At 45.2% G+C, this 22,995-nt stretch carries 19 protein-coding genes; 10 read left to right on the top strand and 9 right to left on the bottom strand.

Annotation, left to right across the window (positions count from 1 at the left end):
- The first annotated feature begins 129 nt into the window (after positions 1-129).
- The 3 genes from FHS57_RS15455 to glf all read left to right on the top strand — a co-directional run bounded on the left by FHS57_RS15455 (position 130) and on the right by glf (position 4,283).
- The gene (locus FHS57_RS15455) at positions 130-1,641 is read left to right on the top strand and encodes an OmpA family protein (protein ID WP_122933911.1); all 1,512 of its coding nucleotides are present in this window, start codon (positions 130-132) and stop codon (positions 1,639-1,641) included.
- A 110-nt stretch (positions 1,642-1,751) separates the two neighbouring features.
- Positions 1,752-3,041, top strand: coding sequence for a nucleotide sugar dehydrogenase (locus FHS57_RS15450; protein WP_183975162.1), 1,290 nt, complete (start codon positions 1,752-1,754; stop codon positions 3,039-3,041).
- 141 nt (positions 3,042-3,182) lie between these two features.
- A complete protein-coding gene (gene glf / locus FHS57_RS15445; protein WP_183975152.1) occupies positions 3,183-4,283 on the top strand; it encodes a UDP-galactopyranose mutase in 1,101 nt (366 codons plus the stop codon).
- Between the two features lie 72 nt (positions 4,284-4,355).
- On the opposite strand, the gene FHS57_RS15440 is transcribed toward glf, so the two are convergent.
- Together FHS57_RS15440 and FHS57_RS15435 are read right to left on the bottom strand one after the other, a co-directional pair.
- On the bottom strand, positions 4,356-4,637 hold the full coding sequence (locus FHS57_RS15440) for a GNAT family N-acetyltransferase (protein WP_183975150.1): 282 nt from the start codon (positions 4,635-4,637) through the stop codon (positions 4,356-4,358).
- A 6-nt stretch (positions 4,638-4,643) separates the two neighbouring features.
- Positions 4,644-5,975: a 4Fe-4S dicluster domain-containing protein gene (locus FHS57_RS15435; protein ID WP_183975148.1), complete on the bottom strand. Its 1,332-nt coding sequence runs from the start codon at positions 5,973-5,975 to the stop codon at positions 4,644-4,646.
- A gap of 137 nt (positions 5,976-6,112) precedes the next feature.
- On the opposite strand from FHS57_RS15435, the gene FHS57_RS15430 reads away from it, so the two are divergent.
- The 3 genes from FHS57_RS15430 to FHS57_RS15420 all read left to right on the top strand — a co-directional run bounded on the left by FHS57_RS15430 (position 6,113) and on the right by FHS57_RS15420 (position 12,017).
- Positions 6,113-10,027, top strand: a complete 3,915-nt coding sequence (locus tag FHS57_RS15430; protein ID WP_183975146.1) for an AAA domain-containing protein — start codon at positions 6,113-6,115, stop codon at positions 10,025-10,027.
- A gap of 77 nt (positions 10,028-10,104) precedes the next feature.
- A complete protein-coding gene (locus FHS57_RS15425; protein ID WP_183975144.1) occupies positions 10,105-11,388 on the top strand; it encodes an LVIVD repeat-containing protein in 1,284 nt (427 codons plus the stop codon).
- 11 nt (positions 11,389-11,399) lie between these two features.
- Positions 11,400-12,017: a hypothetical protein gene (locus tag FHS57_RS15420; RefSeq protein ID WP_183975142.1), complete on the top strand. Its 618-nt coding sequence runs from the start codon at positions 11,400-11,402 to the stop codon at positions 12,015-12,017.
- A 114-nt stretch (positions 12,018-12,131) separates the two neighbouring features.
- On the opposite strand, the gene FHS57_RS15415 is transcribed toward FHS57_RS15420, so the two are convergent.
- The 5 genes from FHS57_RS15415 to nadD form a co-directional block, all read right to left on the bottom strand.
- Entirely contained in the window at positions 12,132-12,473 is a 342-nt protein-coding gene (locus tag FHS57_RS15415; protein WP_183975140.1) for a hypothetical protein, read from the bottom strand.
- An 812-nt stretch (positions 12,474-13,285) separates the two neighbouring features.
- On the bottom strand, positions 13,286-14,032 hold the full coding sequence (gene rnc, locus FHS57_RS15410; protein ID WP_028522124.1) for a ribonuclease III: 747 nt from the start codon (positions 14,030-14,032) through the stop codon (positions 13,286-13,288).
- A gap of 12 nt (positions 14,033-14,044) precedes the next feature.
- The gene (fabF, locus tag FHS57_RS15405) at positions 14,045-15,298 is read right to left on the bottom strand and encodes a beta-ketoacyl-ACP synthase II (RefSeq protein ID WP_028522123.1); all 1,254 of its coding nucleotides are present in this window, start codon (positions 15,296-15,298) and stop codon (positions 14,045-14,047) included.
- A 31-nt stretch (positions 15,299-15,329) separates the two neighbouring features.
- Complete coding sequence (locus tag FHS57_RS15400) at positions 15,330-15,566, bottom strand: acyl carrier protein (protein WP_028522122.1); 237 nt, start codon at positions 15,564-15,566, stop codon at positions 15,330-15,332.
- A 57-nt stretch (positions 15,567-15,623) separates the two neighbouring features.
- Positions 15,624-16,196, bottom strand: coding sequence for a nicotinate (nicotinamide) nucleotide adenylyltransferase (gene nadD, locus FHS57_RS15395; protein WP_122933924.1), 573 nt, complete (start codon positions 16,194-16,196; stop codon positions 15,624-15,626).
- Between the two features lie 107 nt (positions 16,197-16,303).
- Here nadD and FHS57_RS15390 point away from each other — a divergent pair, with 107 nt between their 5' ends.
- From FHS57_RS15390 to FHS57_RS15380, 3 genes are read left to right on the top strand one after another with little or no spacing between them, the layout of a single operon-like run.
- Positions 16,304-17,491 carry a M20 metallopeptidase family protein gene (locus FHS57_RS15390; RefSeq protein WP_183975138.1) on the top strand — a complete coding sequence of 396 codons (1,188 nt, stop codon included), beginning with the start codon at positions 16,304-16,306 and terminating at the stop codon, positions 17,489-17,491.
- Positions 17,492-17,495: 4 nt separating this feature from the next.
- Positions 17,496-17,960, top strand: coding sequence for a hypothetical protein (locus tag FHS57_RS15385; protein ID WP_183975136.1), 465 nt, complete (start codon positions 17,496-17,498; stop codon positions 17,958-17,960).
- 38 nt (positions 17,961-17,998) lie between these two features.
- On the top strand, positions 17,999-18,772 hold the full coding sequence (locus FHS57_RS15380) for a glucose 1-dehydrogenase (protein WP_183975134.1): 774 nt from the start codon (positions 17,999-18,001) through the stop codon (positions 18,770-18,772).
- A gap of 42 nt (positions 18,773-18,814) precedes the next feature.
- Here the strand turns inward: FHS57_RS15380 and FHS57_RS15375 are convergent, their stop codons facing one another.
- Positions 18,815-19,819 (bottom strand): 4-hydroxyproline epimerase, encoded by a 1,005-nt coding sequence (locus FHS57_RS15375; protein ID WP_183975132.1) that lies wholly within the window; start codon positions 19,817-19,819, stop codon positions 18,815-18,817.
- Positions 19,820-20,006: 187 nt separating this feature from the next.
- On the opposite strand from FHS57_RS15375, the gene FHS57_RS15370 reads away from it, so the two are divergent.
- Positions 20,007-21,524: a P-loop NTPase family protein gene (locus FHS57_RS15370; protein WP_183975130.1), complete on the top strand. Its 1,518-nt coding sequence runs from the start codon at positions 20,007-20,009 to the stop codon at positions 21,522-21,524.
- 208 nt (positions 21,525-21,732) lie between these two features.
- On the opposite strand, the gene FHS57_RS15365 is transcribed toward FHS57_RS15370, so the two are convergent.
- Complete coding sequence (locus FHS57_RS15365; protein ID WP_183975128.1) at positions 21,733-22,722, bottom strand: hypothetical protein; 990 nt, start codon at positions 22,720-22,722, stop codon at positions 21,733-21,735.
- Positions 22,723-22,995 lie beyond the last annotated feature (273 nt).

The following is a 22,995-nucleotide window of genomic DNA, read 5'->3' as shown; positions in this document are numbered from 1 at the left end:
TTGAAATAAAAATTGAATCTCTACTTTTGTTGTCGAATTTGGTTCGGAAAGACTATTTTTGCCGTAGTAGAAGTCATTAAGATAAAGATAAACGTATCCCCCTTATTCAACATTACAAAAAGGTTTATTATGAAAAAAGTATTTCTGCTTGTCACGTTCTTAGTGTTGGGAACATGCTTGCTTGAGGCCCAAGCACAGTATAATCCGAAAGCTCCTTATGAAGGTCCCTACAAAATGAACACTTGGTCATTAGGAGTATATGCGGGTCCAAGTCAGTTCTATGGTGACTTGCGTGAGTATGACTTTTGGCCCGTTGGGACGAACAATTTCGATAGCCAGTCGGAACGTGGAACCATGCACGTGGGTCTAACACTTGGCAAACAACTTACCTACCTTTTTGGAGCACGCCTCGATGTAGGTGGAGGTAACCTCAAGGGGATGAAACGCCGTATTTACCAGTCGTACTTCAATGCAAACTATTTCCAAGCGGATGTAGCTGCAACGGTTAACTTGAAAGGGTTGCTCTTTGGCCCTACCAAGATGAAGCGTTGGAAAATGGATGTTTATGGTGGTGCAGGCCAAATTTGGTTCCGTTCAACGGCGTATCAGTTGGGTTCAGGTCGTTTGCAACGTCGTTCGGATGATTCTCCGACTTTGCGTAACAACATCACTGAGTTGAACAAAAAAGCTTCTGCTTACACGCAGGAGTGGGTGATTCCTGTAGGATTCACTACTTCGTATGAACTGACGAAAAACCTTGATTTAGGTTTGGATTTCCGTTTGAACAACGTCAATACTGAAAAATTAGACGCTACCGTGGGTGGTGACCCATCGGCTATCTATGATGGCGGAGAAGGTGGACGTTTGTACCAAGGAGGAACTGCTACCAGTTTCTTAGGAACACCTAAAGGAAATTCGGCGCTTGATAAGTATGGTTTCTTTGCGATTAGCTTGACGTACAAATTGGGTAAAAACCCACTTCGTGTAGAAAAGAAAAATGGCAAATGGGCGTATGATTTTAATGCTTTGGATGCAGGAAAAGGCTTTTACCACTTGCGTTATACCGATCCTAAGTTGTTGGTTAAACCACCAAAAATCCTTTCATTGGCCGAAATCGATTCGATTGCTAAAGCTAATAAGCCAAAAGAAATCGACCCTCGTTTGTTGATAGATACCGACAACGACGGTGTGTCTGATTACTTCGATAAAGAGCCGAATACACCTGCTGGAAGTATCGTAACGGGTGCTGGTCAGAAAATTGATTTCGACAAATACGTGAAAGATGCCTTGCCAGGTATGGCTTGTTCAGAAATCTTTGCCAACGTATTGTTTGATACTGACAAAGCCATCATCAAACCTGAATTCTACGACTTGTTGAACAAAGTAGTAGAGTTGATGAACAAAACACAATGCCGCCTCCAAATGGCTGGTCACGCCGACCGTCGTGCATCTGACCGCTACAATGTAGCCTTGTCTGAGCGCCGCGTAAATGCCGTGAAGCAGTACTTGTCACAGGCAGGGTTGAAAGATCCAAACCGCATTGTGGTGGACGCTTACGGTGCATTCAAACCAATCGCTGACAATGGTACAGTAGATGGATTGAAGAAAAACCGTCGCGTTGAATTGAAATTGATGCCATAGACGCTCAAAATAGCATAATTTGAAACAGCCCTGGCCCGCAATGTCAGGGCTGTTTCATTTGGTACTCAGTGGAGTAGTATGCTATATTTGTGGATTGATTAAAGAACAAAATGTATCAACAACTCCTCAGGAAAGAAAATCAGATAGCTGTCATTGGTTTGGGGTATGTAGGTTTGCCTATTGCCCTCGAATTTGCGAAGTATTTTCGGGTCATTGGTTTTGACATTAACCATAGCCGTGTTGAGCTGATGCAACGTGGCATTGACCCTTCACAAGAACTAGAGGCGTCGGTGTTTGATGGGAAGGATATTGTTTTTACCTCAAATCTGGAAGATTTGCGGCAAGCCCAATTTTTTGTGGTAGCAGTTCCGACACCCGTTGACGATTATAAAGTTCCTGACCTAAAACCTTTAATTGGCGCATCGTACACCATTGGCAAAGTTCTAAAAAAGGGAGATTACGTGATTTATGAATCAACCGTCTATCCTGGGTGTACCGAAGAAGATTGTTTGCCTATCTTGGAAAAAGAATCTGGGTTGAAACTTGGAGCAGATTTTAAAATAGGCTACTCACCCGAGCGAATTAACCCAGGAGATAAAGAACGAACCATCGACAAAATCCTGAAAATTGTGTCGGGAAGTGATGCCGAAGCGTTAGAAGAAATTGCCCAAGTCTATGGCCAAATTATTTCAGCAGGTATTTATAAAGCCCCAACAATTAAAGTCGCTGAAGCGGCTAAAGTGATTGAAAATACCCAACGAGATTTGAACATTTCGCTGATGAACGAGTTGGCGATTATCTTTGACCGTATGGGGATAGATACCAAAGATGTGATAGAGGCGGCGGGGACAAAATGGAATTTTATCAAATTTTACCCAGGTTTGGTAGGGGGGCATTGCATTGGTGTTGACCCTTATTATTTGCTTTATAAAGCCAAAAAATTAGGTTACGACCCGCAAGTCATTCATAGCGGGCGTCGTATCAATGATGGAATGCCTGCCTTTATCGCCAAGCGTTTGATACAAATGCTGATTCAGAAAAGTAAGAGCCCCCAAAACGCGAAGGTGCTGGTGATGGGAATTACTTTCAAAGAAAATGTGTCAGACATCCGTAATTCAAAAATAGCGGACTTAATCAAAGAATTGATGAGCTTTTCGGTCAATGTACACATCGTTGACCCGTACGCTTCTCCCAATGAAGTAGCGCACGAATATGGCCTTACGTTGATGGACAAGCCCTCAAACGATTATGATGCGGTGATTGTGTCGGTCGGGCATAATGAATACAAAGTACTGGGTATTGATTACTTTAAACAAATCATGAAAGAAGCGCCCATTCTGATGGATTTGAAAGGAATGTATCGAAATACGGACGAGAAAATAACTTATTGGAGACTTTAACTTCAGTTGATTGCTGGTAGTCCATAGTTGATAGTCCATAGTCCACGGTTGATGGCTTACAGTGATTTTCTGTTGGCTGCTGACCACCGACTGTTGACCATCGACCATCGACCATCGAATTAACTGTCAACTTTAAACAAAATGTACGATTATCTAATTGTTGGTGCTGGATTGTTTGGAAACGTTTGGGCGCACGAAGCCACTAAACGCGGGAAAAAATGCTTGGTCATTGACCGCCGAAACCACATCGGTGGGAACACTTACTGCGAAAATGTAGAAGGAATCAATGTGCACTACTACGGCGCGCATATTTTCCATACCAACGACAAAGAGATTTGGGACTACGTGAATTCGTTTGTGGAGTTTAATCGCTACACCAATTCGCCCATTGCTAATTACTACGGGGAGTTGTACAATTTGCCGTTTAATATGAACACCTTTTACCAAATGTGGAAGGTGAAAACGCCTGAAGAAGCAAAAGCTAAAATTCAGGAGCAAATTGAGGCGGCGAATATCAAAGACCCTCAAAACTTGGAAGAACAAGCCATTTCGTTGGTAGGAACAGACATCTACGAAAAACTCATTAAAAGCTATACCGAAAAGCAATGGGGGCGTAAATGCGTGGATTTACCCGCTTTTATCATTAAGCGCCTGCCCGTTCGCTTTACGTTTGACAATAACTATTTCAATGATCGCTACCAAGGAATCCCGATTGGTGGATACAACAAGTTGAACGAAGCCCTGCTGGAAGGAACCGATGTGCGTTTGGGCGTAGATTTTTTTCAGAATCGTGCTGAGCTCGAGGCGTTGGCAAAACAAGTGGTTTATACGGGGCAATTGGATGAATATTTCGGGTTTCAATTAGGGTATTTGGAGTACCGTAGCTTGCGTTTTGAGCACCAAACGCTGGATACTGCTAACCACCAAGGCAATGCTGTGGTGAACTATACTGACGGCGAAACAGCCTTTACGCGAATCATCGAACACAAGCATTTTGAGTTTGGAACGCAAGAAAAAACGGTGATTACGCACGAATATCCGCAAGAGTGGACGCCAGGGCAGGAGCCTTATTATCCTGTCAATGACGATAAAAACGACCGTTTGTTGAGAGAATACCGCAAATTGGCAGAAGTTGAAACCAATGTGATTTTTGGTGGACGCCTAGCAGAATACCGCTACTACGATATGCACCAAGTGATTGGCTCGGCTTTAGTGAAAGTACGTAAACACTTCGGTGAATAAAACAGGGGTGTTTTACCCAACAAAAAAGCGGAGCAAATACTTGTTCCGCTTTTTTGTTGGACAATTTTCTGATTATAGAAAAGTAAGCTGCTGATATTCGGGGTGGCGTTGGATGTAGGTTTTGATAAACGGACAAAGCACGCGCACTTTTAAATGGTGTTTCTGCGCGTAATCCAATACGTGTTTAGCCAAACCTGACCCAATCCCTTTCCCTTCCAACGATGGTGGTACTTCGGTATGATAAAAGGTGATTTGCTCATCTTCGGTTTGGGCATAATCGACAAAAGCGACTTGTCCATCAATCCACCATTCAAAGCGGTTTTCTTCGGTATTATTTACAATAGGGACGTTCATTTGTTGTTATTTTAAGTTATCAGCCCAGTTGAAGCGGTCACTTGGTGAAAACTTCCACGGAGCTTGATTAGTTTCAAGGTTGTTAAACATGGCGTTCCAAGAACTTGGTGCTTGGGCTTCGTCCATGATTTTATAACGGCGCAATTGAAGGATAATGTCCAACGGACTAATAAGAACGGGGCATTCCTGAACGCAGGCGTTGCAGGTTGTGCAGGCCAAAATCTCTTCTTCGGAGATATAATCACCGAGCAGACTTTTGCCATCGTCTTTAAATTCGCCACCGTTGGCCAGCATGATTTTACCTACATCTTCCAAACGGTCGCGGGTATCCATCATGATTTTGCGCGGTGACAGGGCTTTACCTGTCATATTGGCGGGGCAAGAAGAGGTGCAGCGTCCACATTCGGTACACGAATAGGCGTCCATCAAGTTTTTCCAACTCAAATCGGTAACGTCTTTTGCGCCAAAACGGCCGATTTCGGCGGGCGCCTCGGTGGCGTCAGGCTGGTCTAAACCGAGCATGATTTTTACCTCTTTGGTGATTTCTGGCATATTTTGCATTTCTCCTTTGGAGGTGAGATTGGCAAAATAGGTATTGGGAAAAGCCAAAAAGATGTGAAGGTGCTTAGAGTAGGTTACGTATAAGGCAAAGGCGAAAATGCCTAAAATATGGAACCACCAAGCCCCCCGTTCAATGGCAATGAGGGTGCCGTCTGATAAACCTGAATATAAAGGCTGCAAAAAAGTACTAAAGAAGAAACCACCTACCAATGGATAATGCTCAGCGCCACGTTCTTGCAATAAGGCATCGGCTGCATTCATGCTCAAAATAGCGAACATCAAGACAATTTCTGTGACTAAAATAACGTTGGCATCCAGCGCAGGAAAACCATTTAATTCGCGGTGGCGCGTAGGTTGTAAGCGTTCTACGTTGGTGACATTGCGGCGAATCAAGAAAATAACGCAAACGGCAAGGACGCCAACGGCCAGAAACTCGAAGAAATTGATAAGTGTGTGGTAAAAACCTCCAAGTATGGGAGCAAACAAACGATGCGTACCCAGGAGTCCATCCAAGACGATTTCAAGCACTTCGAGGTTGATGAGCAAGAACCCCGCATAAACGACAAAGTGCATAATCCCTACAATGGGTCGGTCAAACATTTTCTTTTGGCCAAACGCTACGCGTATCATGGTACTCAGACGTTCGTTGGGGCGGTCAGTGCGGTCGTCGGATTTGCCTAGTTGAATCGTTTTTTTGATGATTCCTACCCGTTTTGACATAAGCCATGCCGTTACTCCTAACGCCACGGCAAAAAGAACTTGTTGAGCTATCTGCATTTCGGTTTTTAGGGTTGATTATATTTTGTCATATCGTCGGTGGTCTGCAAGCATACCATTGACAAATATCGTGAAAGTTTACTGAACTCAAACAAGGAGGTGTATATTTGTTTTACGCCCTATTTCTCCCTCAAAGAATGAATCTGACTCCTGATATTCTTAAAAAATACCTGCGCCGTTTGACCAATCTGAGCAGTCGAAACCGTTCGTTGTTGTTATCCACTCTTTCGGCTGATCAGTTTTTGGATTGGAAAGCGTTGGATTTTGTGGACAATCGCTCGGCATTTGATGTTTTGAGCGACCTGATTGCCCAGAAAAAAACGGTTCGGTTGGGCCAAGTGATTGACCCGCGTTCGGAAAAAGGCAATGAAGTAAGCAAGCGGTTGCGGAAATTGGCCCGTACGGAGCGATTTATCGAGGAAGAACGTGGTTCGGAAGATTTGTACGTGGGTTATCCATTTGTGAGAGGAAAATTGATGGATGGTACGGTGATACATGCGCCTTTGGTATATTTTCCCGTAACGCTTCAAAAAAACGAAGAAAACGTCGCTTACTGGGAGCTTCGTCGTCGCCCTGAGCCTACCTTACTCAACCGTAGTTTTTTGTTGGCCTATGGGTATTTTAATCAGGTAATTATCCCCGATGAATTACTGGAAAAAAACCTGGAAGAACTGAGCCGCGACTCGTTGGTGTTTCGGACGGAGTTGTACGAATTGCTCAAAGAAAGTGCGCTTAAACTCAACTTCAACCAAGCTATTTTTCAAGATACGTTGCAGTATTTTGATGAATGTTCAAAATCCGACCTTGAGCTTTTGGAACAAAATGGAGAGCTGAAACTATATCCTGAGGCAGTTCTGGGGATTTTTCCGCAGGCGGGAAGTTATTTAGCACCCGATTATGAAGCGCTTATTTCGCAAGAGGAAAAACGGGTTGACGATGAGGAGGCAAGTGCTTTTTCGGCTCCAATAAAAGAAGCCAATACGTTCACTGCGTTTCCGCAGGACGCTTCGCAAGAACAGGCGCTGCTGAGGGTAAAGCAGGGAGAGTCGTTGGTGGTAGAAGGGCCGCCAGGGACGGGAAAGTCGCAGTTGATTGCGAACCTCATGACCGATTTTGCTGCACGTGGTAAACGTGTGCTTTTGGTATGTCAGAAACGGGTTGCGTTGGATGTGGTGTACGAACGGCTTCGACAGGTAGGTGTAGCGCCTTTTGCGGCGCTTATTCACGATTTTAAGAACGACCGAGCGGATTTGTACGCCCAACTTGATGCCCAAATTGGCCAAGTCGATGAGTACCAGAAGCAGAATTATGCGTTGGATTCGATTGTGCTAGAAAGGCAATTTTTGCAGGTAAGTCGCTCGATTGAACAGCTTTGTAGTGAGCTCAACGCCTTCAAAGAGGCGCTTTTTGATGCTAATGAATGCGGTTTGTCGCCCAAAGAATTGTACCTCACCAGTTCGTCGCAGGCGGCTAATAGTCCCATTCCTCAATTTCGACAGTTTCGGTTTGACGACCGCTTGGAGACATTCTTACAGAAACTGCGTCGCTTGGAGCAATACCAGCGTTTTTTGCCTTCACCGCATCCTTGGGAAGAACGAGTTGACTTTTCTCGGATTGGTTTTCAGGAAATAACAGCGGTAAAAAATACCATTGAAGAATCCATCCAAACCTACGAATATACCCAAAAATCGACCAGTGAGTGGTTGGGACAAACCTTGAATGCGGCGCATTTACGGCAACTCCATCGGCTAGATACACAAGTAAGAGCATGGCAAGAACGCTTGCAACTGCCCATGAATTGGGATTTTTTTGAGCGTAGCGTTAGCGGAAAAATGACCAAATCGCTCGCACAATGGTTGGCCAAGGCACACAAAAGTGGGCAAAAATTAATGGGAGGGTCAGTTTTAATGGATGAACTTTCAACATCCGAACTGCCCCGTTTTGAACACCGCCTTCAGGCATTGATACAGGCCCGTCAGTCGGTGGTAAAATGGCTTTTTTATTCAGATAAAGACTACTTTCGAGACCTTACGGCTTCTCTAGGTTTATCCCTAGAGCTGACTGATTTGTACCAACTGCGTCAACGACTCGAAAATCGAAAAGCACTGGAGCAGTGGGTGGATGAGGTTGAAAATAAGTTAGCGATTTCGATACGAGAGAGAAATATGAGTCACACCCTGCTTCGGTGGGAAGAAGTAGTAGCCGCAATGGAGCAAGCGGCACAGCTACAGCTCGAAATGCAACAAAATGCCCCTTTTCTGGAAAATTTGGCTTTAAAAGGAAAAGATGAATGGGCGAGCGTGACGAAGCAGTTGTTGACTTTGGCTTCGGAGTTTTCGGGTAAGTACCAACGTTGGCAACGTTATTTGACTCAAGGGCAGTTGTTGCGATTGGAGGAGTCGGCTGCGTACGGAGCAGAACTAAAAAAAGCGCTTGAGGCAAATTTTGATGCTTTGGTAGAAATGGATTCGTTGAAAAATGAATTGTCCGAATCGGAACGAGAAATATACGAAAAGCTGCAAACCGAAACGTCGCATTCGTGGATAGACGTAGTTCAGAATTCGCTACGGCTGGCTTGGTTGGCGCATTTAGAAGAAAAAAATCCCGTGCTTAGGGCGGTTTCATCCTTAAAAATGAGTCAGTGGGAAGAAGAACTTCAGCAGTTAATTGAACAAAAACAGGCGCTGAGTCGGGAGATATTAGGGATGCAGCTTCGTGAGCAAACCTACAAAGAAATTAGCTTTAATCGCTTGCAAAACCGCACAACCTACCGCGAATTGCAGCACCAAGTGACCAAAAAACGGAAGATTTGGCCCGTACGAAAATTGATGGAACATCATGCCGAAGAGGTTTTTCGCTTGGTGCCATGTTGGATGGCATCACCCGAAACTGTTTCGGCCGTTTTTCCGCTTAGGCGTGGATTGTTTGATGTGGTGATTTTTGACGAAGCTTCTCAGTGCTATGCTGAGTACGGCATTCCCGCGATTTATCGGGCCAAACAAGCCGTGATTGTGGGCGATAGCAAGCAGTTGGCGCCGTACGATTTGTACCGTGCGCGTTATGAAAACGAAACCGAAGAAGAGCAGGTTGCGTTGGAAGTGGAGTCGTTGTTGGATTTGGCCAAACATTTCTATTCGGATACGTTGCTACAAGGGCATTACCGAAGCCGTTCTTTGGATTTGATTGATTTTTCAAACCAACATTTTTACAAAAATAAACTTCAGTTACTGCCTCATTTTCAGGATATAAACGAAAGCATCCCAGCGATTGAATACGTCAAAGTGGATGGAGTTTGGGAACAAAATCGCAATACGACAGAAGCTGAGAGGGTGGTAGAGTTGGTGAAAATGTTGCAAAACGAACAACCCAACGCGTCGGTGGGTGTGGTGACGTTCAACTATCCACAGCAACAGTTGATTGAACAGCTCCTGCAAGAAACGGTCGAACAAGGCGAGGTAGGATGGAAGAAGTCTTTTTTTGTCAAAAACATTGAAAATGTGCAAGGAGACGAGCGCGATATTATTATTTTTTCGGTGGGATACGCACCTGATGCCCGCGGGCGATTTCGTGCTCAATTTGGGAGTTTGAATGCCCGTGGTGGAGAAAATCGATTGAACGTAGCGGTCACTCGGGCGCGGCAAAAGGTGTATGTGGTGACGAGCATTTGGCCCGACCAACTTCAGGTAGAAACGGCCGTACATTCGGGGCCTAAACTGTTGAAGTCGTACTTAGCGTATGCGCTGAATGTGTCTTCGGGAACCTACCGTCCACGGCCACTGGAACTTCATAAACGACCGTCGAGTTGGCTTTTGAAACATCGTTTGCAGCAAACGGCATTGGAAAAGGGGGATACTGTGTTAGAAGAACTTCCTTTTGCGGATTTGACAGTGAAAAAGGGAGAGAGCTACGAAAAAGTTGTTTTGACGGACGATGAGTTGTACCAACAAGCGATTTCGGTCAAAGAATCACATGCGTACATTCCGTTGCTGTTGCGAGCCAAAGGGTGGAGTTTTGAGCGACGTTGGAGCCGTGAGTGGTGGCGAGAAAAGTGATTATTTTATTTGCGTTCCAACGCAATGAAATAGAAAAGCGTCATTGGGGTATAAACACCTTAAACCCCCCGTTTGCCATGAGACGTTTACTTTTACCTATTCTTTTTATTGTTGGCCTTGCGCAATGGTCGTGCACCGACCACTGCACCGAAACGCGTAAGTACAAACGCTTCACGCCCGTAACCATTTCATTGGCCGAAATTCGTCAAGGCGTACGTACCGAAACAGCACATGCCCTAGAAACCCCAGGGAAAATTTACGCCAAAGGAAATTATCTATTTATCAACGAGCAAAAAAAAGGCTTACACATCATTGATAATTCTAACCCTGCCGCGCCCAGAATCATTTCATTCATTACCATTCCAGGAAATGGCGACATGGCCGTCCGTGGGAATGTTTTGTACGCCGATAGCTATTCTGATTTAGTGGCGTTGGATATTTCTAACCCATTGGAAGTGAAAGAAATAAGCCGCCAAAAAGACGTGTTTCAGACGGGTCAATTTGATGGTGCTTGGTGGTCGCTCAACACAACTACGGGCGCGATTCATGACCAAAATATGCAGATTGTTACCGAAACCATTCAAACTAATTGCGAAAATAGCAATGGTTCGTGGTGGGGAGGAACATTTTTTGCGATGGATAACCGTAGTGCTTCTCTTCAGTCGAGCACTGTTCCTTCCAATTCAAATGCGCAAGGACAGGCAGGCTCAATGGCACGTTTTGCGCTGTATGACAAGTACTTATATACTGTAGGTCAAAGCGATATGCAGCTGTTTGACATTGGCATACCTTCACAGCCCAAGGCTTCAACAAAAATCTCATTGGGTAGGGGTATCGAAACCATTTTCCCCTACCGCGATAAGCTGTTTATTGGTTCTACGACGGGAATGTTTATTTATGACAATAGTAATCCAGAAAACCCGCAACACCTATCAACCTTCCAACACGCCATGTCGTGCGACCCCGTGGTCGTGACCGATAACCGTGCCTACGTGACGTTGCGGTCGGGTACTACTTGTAATCGTGGGTTAAATCAACTCGACGTGATTGATATTACCGATTTGCGGACTCCTCGCTTGTTGAAATCGTATCCAATGCAAAACCCCCACGGTTTGGGCGTCGATTACCCTAATTTATACTTGTGTGAAGGCACGCACGGACTTAAATCATTGAACATTGCCAATGATTTTGACGTAAAACAACTTCAACACCTGAAAGACATGGACGCGTACGACGTGATTCCATTGTCGAACAAAACGCTTTTGATGATTGGGAAAGACGGACTTTATCAGTTTGACGTTTCAAACGCTTCAGAGCTTCGTCAAATCAGTAAAATTCCTGTAAAACGGGTTGAAATTTAAACCACTTTGCCATGCTGGAAGCATCTAAAATAAATTCTTTGAAAAAATGGTGTAGTGTGCTGATACTCATCTGTACACTAGCGTGTACACTCACCACATCCGCGCAATTTAAGCCTCATTACGTCAACATGACCGAAGTAGGTGGGTTGTTTGGACGAGTGGTGTACGATATTCCGTGGAGCGTTCCCATTCAGCAACAAGTCCAAAATCGCCTTAGTTTAACGTTGCAAACGTTTAACGGAGTCCAACTAAAGCCACGCATGGCCGTGGGACTGACAACGGGACTGGATTGGTACCAATCGGCCTTATTGATGCCCGTTGCCGCAGGCATCCGCTACGACTTAGCCAAAAGTAAAAACAACGTGACCTTGTTGGGAATGTTGGATGCGGGTTACGGATTTCAATGGCTTCATGCCGACGCAACGGGCTACAAAACCGACGGCGGAATGATGATTAGCCCAGGATTAGGCTTAAAATTTGGCTTAAAATCAGGAAGTGCGTTGGTGCTTTCCCTCAGTTACAAGCGTCAACACGCCAAGTCCACCGAGCCTTTGGGCTGGGGTGAAATAGAGAAGTGGGAAAACCGCGTCTATAACCGAATGGCAGTGCGGTTTGGCTTCGTATTTTAAGTGCCAAAGCACAAGTTTGAGTAGTCGCTCGTTTCTCACGAGTGACTACTATTTATCCGATGGCGCGAGCGTCACCGCTCGTGTCGCTTATTCCAAGGCTTCCAGCCGATGCACTCAAAGCCCATCCCATCGAATTTTTACGCCGCCCCGCGAATAGGTCGCAAACATGACAGGAGGGTCAAATGATAGCATTGAAACTTCTTTCACTCCACCGCCTGCATCCTTTTCTGTATAACCCCACATCAGGTGTTTCTTCAATTTTTTCGTCATGTGTTTGGGAAATTGCTCATTTCCTTGAAACATACGGCCTACCCCGTTATCAATCAAAAAATAGTAGCCTTTGTGCTCGAATAAGAAAAAGGGCTTGTAATAATCCGTAATCGCTTCAAAAGTGGCAACGGCTTCAAAACGGTAATAAATCGTGTCTTTGACCGCCCCAATAGATACGTGAACCACTTTTTCTTTTTCCCTCTGTACTTTGTCAATGTACTGATTAAAAATGGTGAGTGTAACGCTGTCTTTAAGTAGTTGGGAAAAGTTTTAGAGTAATGCAAAGTAGCCTCGGTAGAGGCGCAATATTTGTAGTAGCAGCAGCAGTTTTTTTTAATTTTTGCTTCGGAGAAGCATAACTCGTTGGCTTTTGTTATGCTTCTCCGAAGCAAAAGGATTCTAACTTTATGGGCGGATTACTACAAAGGTTACGCTTCGCCGAAGCGAAATAAACTATTAATACACTAAAATTTATGCGCAACTACTCAATGGTCACTTCCCGAGAAAAGTAAGGTGCTTTATTCTTTTTCTGAGCAAAGCTATTTTGAATCATCAAGAAGCTGATAGAGAGAAAGATAATTATTTTCATGCTGTAAGTTTTACTAAATGTACCCAATTGCCGAGCTTACTATTTCCCAAGAACCATTGGTTTGCTTCTTTAAATTAGCTGAAAATGTTAAGCCAGTACCTTTAAACCTAAAAAATGCCGTGGCTTCATTTGGGGCTACCATTTTGAGTTTAGTGACTTCCAAGTAAAAAGCAGGTTTGTACGGATTCAGGAGGGTTTCATGCTTTCGTGTGTTGCTGATTACAACTCATTAATGTGAAGCAAAAAAGGGGAATGACAAGGTAAATGAAATATCTTTTCATGCGATGTAGTACCATATCAGTAGTCGTTACCGATGGCGCGAGCGTCGCCGCTTGTGTCGCTTATTCCAAGGCTTCCAGCCTTTATACAATGAAATAGCCTGCACGAGTACCAATCTCGTGTCCGTCCCTTATTTTAATTCCAAAATCTCGCAAGCTTTTTCGGCGGCCGATTGTTCGGCTTTTTTCTTAGAATAACCGTTGCCCGTTGCGAAAACTTCACCATCGAGGGTCACTTGTGAAATAAACTCACGGAAGTGACGGCTGCCATTTTCTTGGACAATCGAAAAACGCACTTCTTTGCCTTCGCGTTGCGCCCATTCGATAAGGCGACTCTTGAAGTTGGCGTTGTTATTGATAAGCGCGTCTAGGTCGTAGTGGGTGAGGAGCTCTTTGGTGATGAATTTCTTGGTGAACCGAAATCCTTTGTCCAAATATACTGCTCCGACGAGTGCCTCAAGGGCATCGCCATACATAGAAGAGTTGGGGGGCATTCCCCGACGGTTGCCGTCAAATTCAATCAGACGGTCGAGGCCGATTTTACGGGCAATGCCATTGAGCGTCTCACGATTTACGATGCGTGAGCGAATTTCAGTAAGGAATCCTTCGTCTTTGTAAGGAAATTTTTTGAAGAGATATTCCGCAATGACCATGCCCAATACCGAATCGCCGAGGTACTCAAGGCGCTCGTTCGATTCTCTAAATCCCTTAATCGACGTCTCCTTAGACGCGGAAGTATGGCGAAAAGCTAACTGGTAAACCTCTATATTAGAAGGTTTTGCGCCGATGATTAGCTCCACGGCCTTTTTAAACTTCTTATCTGGGGATAAGTTCCCAGGCTTGAAGAAATCAATTATGGGATTTAATACCGTAGGCAATTGGGATGAATTTTATCCTTCAAATTTACGAAATATGACGCAAGTATTATGTCCACCGAAGCCAAAAGTGTTGCTAAGTGCAATTTTCACTTCGCGTTCTTGCGCTTTATTGAATGTCAAGTTTAAGCGAGGATTGATGTCTGGGTCATCCGTAAAGTGGTTGATGGTTGGTGGGATAATTCCGTGCTGAATAGCCAGAATCGATGCCACCGCTTCTACCGCTCCTGCTCCGCCCAACAAGTGCCCAATCATTGATTTGGTTGAGCTAATGTTGAGTTTGTAAGCGTGTTCTCCAAAAAGTCGTTCAATCGCTTTAATTTCTTGAGGGTCTCCAATCGGTGTCGATGTTCCGTGGGTATTTACATAGTCCACGTCCTCAGGGTTGATACCAGCATCCTCAAGGGCATTTTTCATGCACAAGTAAGCGCCGATACCATCAGGGTGGGGAGCAGTGATGTGATACGCGTCCGAAGACATACCACCACCGATAAGTTCCGCGTAGATTTTAGCTCCACGGGCAATCGCATGGTCATAATCTTCGAGAATTAATCCTGCACCGCCTTCGCCCAACACAAAACCGTCGCGGTCTTGGTCATACGGGCGAGATGCCGTTAAATAATCGTCGTTACGTTCCGAAAGGGCTTTGAGGGAGTTGAATCCACCCACGCCTGCTTGCGTAACAGCTGCTTCTGACCCACCTGTCAAGCAAAAATCAATTTTGCCCAAACGAATGTAGTTAAAAGCGTCGATGATAGCGTTGTTAGAAGACGCACAGGCCGAAACGGTTACGTAAGTAGGCCCACGGAATCCGTGACGCATCGAAAGAATCCCCGAAGCGCTGTCGGCAATCATTTTAGGGATAAAGAATGGATTAAAACGAGGAGTACCGTCGCCTTTCCCAAAAGAAAGCACTTCTTCTTCAAACGTTTTAAGACCTCCAATTCCTGAACCCCAAATAACGCCAGCACGGTCGAGATTTTCCTTTTCAAGGTCTAGCCCGCTATCTTTTACCGCCTCATCGCCAACGACGACAGCAAATTGTGTAAAAAGATCCATTTTACGAGCTTCTTGACGAGGAATAAACTGGGCCATGTCAAGTCCCTTCACTTCGCAAGCGAAGCGGGTTTTGAATTTGGTCGCATCAAATCGGGTGATTGGGCCAGCTCCGCTGACACCGTTAAACAACCCTTCCTTGTATTCCGATAGTGTGTTACCGATGGGAGTCAACGCACCCATACCTGTCACTACCACTCGCTTTAGAATCATAAAATGGATCTATAAGTTACAAAAAATATGCTTATTTGACGTTTTCTTCGAGGTATTTTACTGCTTGACCTACAGTGCCGATGTTTTCAGCTTGGTCATCAGGAATTGATACGTTGAATTCTTTTTCGAATTCCATGATCAATTCTACCGTGTCAAGCGAATCTGCACCAAGATCGTTTGTGAAGCTTGCTTCATCAGTCACTTCGGCTGCATCTACGCCTAATTTGTCAACAATAATCTGTTTTACTTTGCTTGCAATCTCTGACATTTTTGTGAGAAGTTTGGTTCAAAATCGCTGCAAAGTAATGTATTTCAAAGCATATTGTCAAATATAAAATTTCTTCCTTGAAATCATTTCTTCGACAATGTCGGGCACCATGTACCGAATAGAACGATTGTTTTTGATACAATCACGAATATATGTTGCGGATATGTCGAGTAGCGGAGCCGAAATGAATTGTACGGCAGGGTGATTGCCAAATTCGTGAGGAGCCGAATTTGGGCGTGGATAAACGTATAAACCATAATATTGAAGGATGGCTTCGTGGTTTTTCCAGTTCTTAAATTGCGCTAAATTGTCTTCTCCGATGATTAATTTGAAGGTGTGCTGCGGGAATTTTTCTTGCAATTTGGTCAGAGTATCAATGGTATAGCTCGGACGAGGCATTGAAAATTCGATGTCGGTTACTTTTAATTTAGAGTTATCTGAAATGGCACGATCCACCATGTCGAATCGGTCAAACTCGTGCAGCAAACTCTTGTTTTTTTTGAACGGATTTTGGGGCGAAACCACAAACCATATTTGTTCGAGGTCGGTCGCGGTGGCCATGGTGTTGGCAATGATAAGGTGCCCCATGTGAATGGGATTAAATGAGCCGAAGAATAGTCCGATTTTCATGCGTCAGCGTATAGAAAAATAGAATTTATCTGCGAAAATCGCCCGTATTTGCGTCTTCCGATGTTCTATTTTGTAGTTTTGTCTGGTCAAAGTTAAGACTAATTACCATGTTAGAAAAAATCAAAGCCTTGTCGAAGGCCTACGCCGCCGCTACCGTGGCTAACCGACATTACTTACATACCAATCCAGAGTTATCGTTTCAAGAGTACAATACGGCAAAATTTGTGGCCAATGAATTGAAACAAATAGGAATTACGCCCCAAGAAGGGGTAGCTGCAACGGGGGTAGTAGCCCTTGTTGAAGGGCGCAACCCAAGTAGCCGAGTGGTGGCGCTTCGGGCCGATATGGACGCCCTTCCGATTGTTGAAGCAAACGACGTTCCTTATAAATCACAAAATCCTGGTGTGATGCACGCTTGTGGGCACGATGTTCATACGTCGTCGTTGTTGGCAACAGCGCGTATTTTGCACGAACTCCGCGACGAATTTGAAGGGTCGGTAAAGTTGATTTTCCAACCGGGCGAAGAAAAAATTCCTGGAGGAGCCTCGTTGATGATCAAAGAAGGAGTGCTTCAAAATCCTAGTCCAGCGAGTATTCTAGGACAACACGTTGCGCCCAATATTCCCGTAGGAAAAATTGGTTTCCGTGAAGGCATGTACATGGCCAGTACGGATGAATTGTACTTGACCGTCAAAGGAAAAGGCGGCCACGGTGCGATGCCCGATACGCTTATTGATCCCGTGTTGATTGCGTCGCACGTTATTGTTGGGTTGCAACAAGTCATTAGCCGCAACCGTAAACCCGCCGCGCCGTCGGTGTTGTCGTTTGGAAAAGTGATTGCCAACGGCGCTACCAACGTCATTCCTAACGAAGTATATATAGAAGGTACGTTCCGTTGCATGGATGAAGAATGGCGTGAAGAAGGCTGGAAGCGCATTACCAAAATTGCGCAAGGATTGGCCGAAGCCATGGGCGGAAGCTGCGACGTAGAAGTGCGTAAAGGTTATCCATTCCTCAAAAACCACCCCGAACTCACGCGTCGTACCAAAGCAGCGGCGGTGTCGTACATGGGAGCCGAGAACGTGATTGACCTCGATTTGTGGTTGGCAGGCGAAGATTTTGCCTTTTATTCGCAAGTAACTGATGCTTGTTTTTACCGTTTAGGAACGCGCAACGAAGCAAGAGGGATTGTTTCGGGCGTACATACGCCTACGTTTGACATTGACGAATCGGCATTGGAAATTGGCCCAGGCTTAATGACTTGGTTAGCGTTGGAGGAATTGAAACTTAGCTAAATGTATGAAGCAGTTATTGATTCTAGTCATTTTGATTGTGGGAGTAAGTTCAGTGGTTTTGGGACAAGAAACGTCACCGAGACCGACGCCCTTTGCCGTGTCAAAACAGCCTTTTACGTATGAAGGACAGCAGTTGATTGTGGGCCAAAGCATCGGAAATTTGGAAAAAGAATACCGCTTGTTGGAAGACGGAGGGATTTATCGCCGTATCAATTCCGCCAAAGAATTGGAGGTATTGGGCGGACAAACACCCAAAAATGTAGCTACGGCGTTTCAATCGTTGAAAGACATTGATTTTGAAAAAATAACATTTCAGCATCCGAGCCGTATTTCGTATTTCCTGATTTACAAAAAAGGAAAAAAAGAACATAAAGTAAGCTGGGGAGACCCCAAACACCCCGCACCTGAGGGAGTTGTACGGGTCTATAAAGCATTTATGGGAATGATTCCCAAAGAGATGAGACTTTAATAACACCAATCTAAATTCATAATTACATTTCTAAAAACATGCGCTTAAAAGACAAAGTAGCCCTTATTACTGGAGGAAGTAGCGGAATTGGCCGTGAGACGGCATTGTTGTTTGCCAAAGAAGGAGCAGCAGTTGTTGTAGCCGATGTCAATGACGCGGCAGGACAAGAAACGGCTGACCTCATCAAAGCCCAAGGCGGACAAGCGGTCTATGTACGTGCCGACGTGTCGAAAGCGGCGGATTGTGAAAACATGGTGGCGGTGGCTGAACAAACATTCGGAAAGTTGAATGTTGTTTTCAACAACGCAGGTATCATGCACAGCGACGACGACAACGCCGTTACGACCGAAGAATCAGTTTGGGACTTGACCATGAATATCAACGTAAAAGGGGTATTCTTTGGGTGTAAATACGCCATTCCTGCGCTTCGTCGTGCGGGCGGAGGAAGCATCATTAATACAGCTTCGTTTGTGGCCTTGTTGGGTGCAGCTACGCCACAAGTAGCCTACACGGCAAGCAAAGGGGCGGTTCTTTCGATGAGCCGTGAGTTGGCAGTGATTCACGCCCGTGAAAATATACGCGTAAATGCCCTTTGCCCAGGACCACTTCGCACAGAGTTATTGATGAAATTTTTGAGTACTGAAGAGAAAAAACAACGCCGTTTGGTACATATTCCAATGGGACGTTTTGGCGAAGCGAAAGAAATGGCCTATGCTGTTCTTTACTTAGCTTCGGACGAGTCTTCGTACGTAACGGGTACTGAATTCCTTGTAGATGGAGGTATCACGGCAGCCTACGTAACGCCTGAATAGTAAGTGGGTCGGGGTGCTTACACCCCGACTTTGCTTTAGCACTTAGATCACCTGAAACCCGTGTGCGTACGGGTCGTCTTCGTCGTCGATGGTGATGGTATTGAGGCCATATACTTTGGCCCAACCTTGAATGCCAGGTACAATGGCTTCAAAATCACCCACTTTGGCCGTATCTTCTACCGTGCCAATGAACTTGCTTCCAATGATGCTTTCGTGGATAAACGTATCTCCTTTTTTGAGTTTCCCTTGCGCCGCCCACTGCGCCATACGGGCAGAGGTGCCTGTACCACAAGGAGAACGGTCAATCGCTTTGTCGCCGTAGAAAACCGCATTACGAGCCGATGAGGTAGGGTCAATGACCGCCCCTGTCCACTCGATATGGCTCAGGCCATTGATCGTAGGGTCGTTGGGGTGTACGAAGCTGTATTTTTCGTTGATACGTTGACGCAAAACCCGTGCCCAACCGACGAGCTGTTCGGCTTTGAAATGCTCTAATCCAGGGAAATTTTCTTGCACATCCACGATGGCGTAGAAGTTCCCGCCGTAGGCAACGTCCATCTTTAACATTCCCAAATCAGGACATTCTACTTCAATGCCTTCGGCAGCTAGGTACGAAGGGACATTTACCAATTTTACCCATTTTACTTTGTTACCTACTTGTTCGTAGCTGATAAGTACCAAGCCCGCAGGTGCTTCCATCCGAACGATGCCAGGGGTTTTGGGTTGGATAAGCCCATGTTCGATGGCAATGGTAATGGTGCCAATCGTGCCGTGTCCACACATGGGGAGGCAGCCGCTGGTTTCGATAAAAAGTACCGCAACGTCATTTTCGGGGTCGTGAGGTGGGTATAAAATACTGCCCGACATCATATCGTGGCCGCGTGGCTCAAACATCAACCCTTTGCGAATCCAATCGTATTCACGGAGAAAGTGCTGGCGTTTTTCGCTCATGTTGCGTCCTTCCAATAAAGGACCGCCGCCTGCGACTAAGCGCACAGGGTTGCCGCAGGTGTGGGCATCAATGCAGAAAAAGGTTTTTGAAGACACAGCGTAACAGAAATAGTAGTAAAATATCTAAATGAATGTTTGTGTATGAGACCATCATACGAAGCCATAAAAGTAGCGAAAAAACATGACCTAAACGGAGGATGAAAAAACTTTAAACCGTGCGCCAAAACTATTCAAATACGATGGCTGTTACTTATCTATTGAAACAAACCAATCTTTAGAACGTATGGCCTACCGCGATTTAAAGCCTAAACAGCTTCTCCAACTCCACACGCTTGGCGAACTGAAAGCTGCGGGCTATCAGCCCAAATCTATTAAGCAAGAATTAAGAGATAACCTTATTGAGAAATTACGGGCCAAAGAATCTGTTTTTCCTGGCATTTGGGGGTATGAAGATACCGTTATCCCCGACGTCGAACGGGCTATTTTGTCGATGCACCATATCAACCTTTTAGGGCTTCGTGGACAGGCCAAAACCCGCATTGCGCGGTTGATGGTTAATTTGCTCGATGAATACATTCCTGTGGTGGCAGGCTCGGAACTAAACGACGACCCGTTGCAGCCGCTCTCACGTTTTGCGCGCGATCTTGTGGACGAAAAAGGCGACCACACGCCGATTGCGTGGGTACACCGTCAGGAGAGATATGCTGAAAAACTAGCCACGCCCGACGTATCGGTAGCCGACCTTATTGGGGACGTTGACCCCATCAAAGCTGCAACGCTCAAATTGCCTTATTCGGACGAACGCGTGATTCACTTCGGACTCATTCCGCGCTCGCACCGTTGTATTTTTGTTATCAATGAATTGCCTGATTTACAGGCCCGTATCCAGGTGTCATTGTTTAATATTTTGCAGGAAGGCGATATCCAAATTCGTGGCTTTAAACTGCGTCTTCCCCTTGATATCCAGTTTGTTTTTACGGCAAACCCCGAAGATTATACCAATCGCGGGAGTATTGTGACGCCGTTGAAAGACCGTATCGACAGCCAAATTGTGACGCACTATCCGAAAACGCTTGAAATCGGGAAGAAAATTACGGCGCAAGAAGCGGTGGTGAAAACCGAGCAAAAAGGTATGGTCAAAGTCAACGAAATTCTGAAAGACTTGGTGGAGCAAATTGCCTTTGAAGCCCGCGACAGTGAGTACGTGGATTCGAAAAGTGGGGTATCGGCACGTTTGACGATTGCGGCTTTTGAAAACTTACTTTCGGCAGCCGAACGTCGGGTGTTGCTCAACGGTGAAAAAGAAGCGTACGTACGTATTTCGGATTTGTACGGAGCTGTACCTGCCATTTGTGGAAAAGTAGAATTGGTCTATGAAGGCGAAGTAGAAGGCCCTGTTATTGTGGCGCAAAACCTGATTGGAAAGGCGATTCGTACGCAGTTTTTGACGTATTTTCCCAATCCCGAATCTCTAAAAAAGAGAAAGGGAGCGAAGAATCCATTCCAAAAAGTGCAACAGTGGTTTGGGGAAAACGAAATGGATATTTTGAGCGAACTCACCAACCGCGAATACGAAGCCCGTTTAAAGACAATTGAAGGATTAGACGATTTGGTGGATGACTTTCACCGTGGCTTGAGTCGGGAAGAAAAACTATTTATGATGGAGTTTGCCCTGCATGGTATGGCCGAACACTCGCTCATTGGTAAGCAGATGCTGGACCGTGGACTGCATTTCAAAGACTTGTTGAGCAGTATGTTTTCGGGTCCCGATGAGGACGAAGATGATGACGATGTTTTTTAGTGCTCGTGGATTCTCAAATCCACGAAAGCGGTTTCCCAAAACCTCGTGATGTCTTAGGTTTTTGATTCACGCGGTTTTGAGAAACCGCTGGGTTGGGTATGAGTACCCAACTACACAGGTGATGATGTTTTTTAATACCAACCTCCCGAAAGTTCTAACTTTCGGGAGGTTTTTTAGTGCTCGTGGATTCTCAAAACCTCGTGATGGCTCAGAATTTGGTCACAGCACTTACGATGGGGATAATTCCGTTTTCGTAACGCTGTTGAAGGAAACTCTGACGTAAGTACGAAGGCAATTCCTCAATCCACTGTTGATAGGCTTTTAAGCCCATTACTTTGGCCACATAACATTCGTGGATAAAGTTGAGGTATTTCACAATATTGAGCAATGACTGATGAAACTTAGGCACGTCGATGTCGGCTTCCACAAAACGCTCAATTTCTCGCTGGGTACCCGAAATTTTCAACCGACTCATGAGGTCAAAGTAGGTTGTTGGCCCCGTGTGTTTGGCGATTTCTTCCCAGTGTGTTGCCCCAAATTTGGTGATAATTTTTCCCGTTTTTGAGCGCAATGCTTTTTCGGGGTTTGCTTGTAAACGGCGGCGGTAAGCCCGTAAGCGTAAGTCACGCGTTGTCTTTAAAAACTGAGCAATGTGCGCTTCGGCTTGTTTCGGCGTTTCGAGCGGTTGGAGCAATGCTGGTTCGGTAGTTTGCGGTAATTGATGATAGGTATAGTGTCCTAGCGGCCCATCGACATAAAATCCAATGGATTCAGGATACCAACCTTTGGCAACGTACCCGTTAATAATTTGCCCCACGACGGCTTCAATCGGCACGTCGATTCCTTGGATGGCTAAAAACGCTTTGGCTCCGTACAAGACACTATAGTAGGCTTGCGGAAACGTCCAGTGGAGGGAGTGCTTTTGATAGTTTTCGTCGGCGTGATTGGCGGCGGTTCGGAGCGTATATTCGGCGCTCCATGCGTGCAATAACCATTTTTTTGCGGCACCTACGCGTGCTCCTTCTCGTTTGGGATTGAAGCGTTGAAGGGTACTTAATTGGCGAACCTCTTCTAATGGGGTGGTGTGGCGGATGTAGTAGTCTATACTACGAAAATGGTTCAAGAATACCTGCGCAGGAATGGACTTCTGCCACTCTTCGTGCGTGTTTGTTGGTATATTTTGTTGGTTACTTATCATGGCTTTTTGCATTATTCTAGTAATAGAATCTGTTACAAATAAAACGAAAATGACGCTGTTTTAGTTTGTAAAGTGGTGTCGATAAGCTGAGTTTAAGTGGTTGTATTCCATAATGTTGCTGACTATTGATAGACAATAACTGTGCCAAAAAGGTATGTCTAATTAAGGAATTTTAATTTTGGTATTTTTTTTATTTGAAATGCTAGGCACGTTAGAAGCCTGTATCTTTGCAGCCAAAAGTCTCTTTTTTTCTCACTAAGCCACTTTTTGTGA

The sequence above is a fragment of the Runella defluvii genome (assembly GCF_014195535.1).
Taxonomy (GTDB): Bacteria; Bacteroidota; Bacteroidia; order Cytophagales; family Spirosomataceae; genus Runella; species Runella defluvii.
This window is presented reverse-complemented; position numbering and strand designations above follow the sequence as displayed.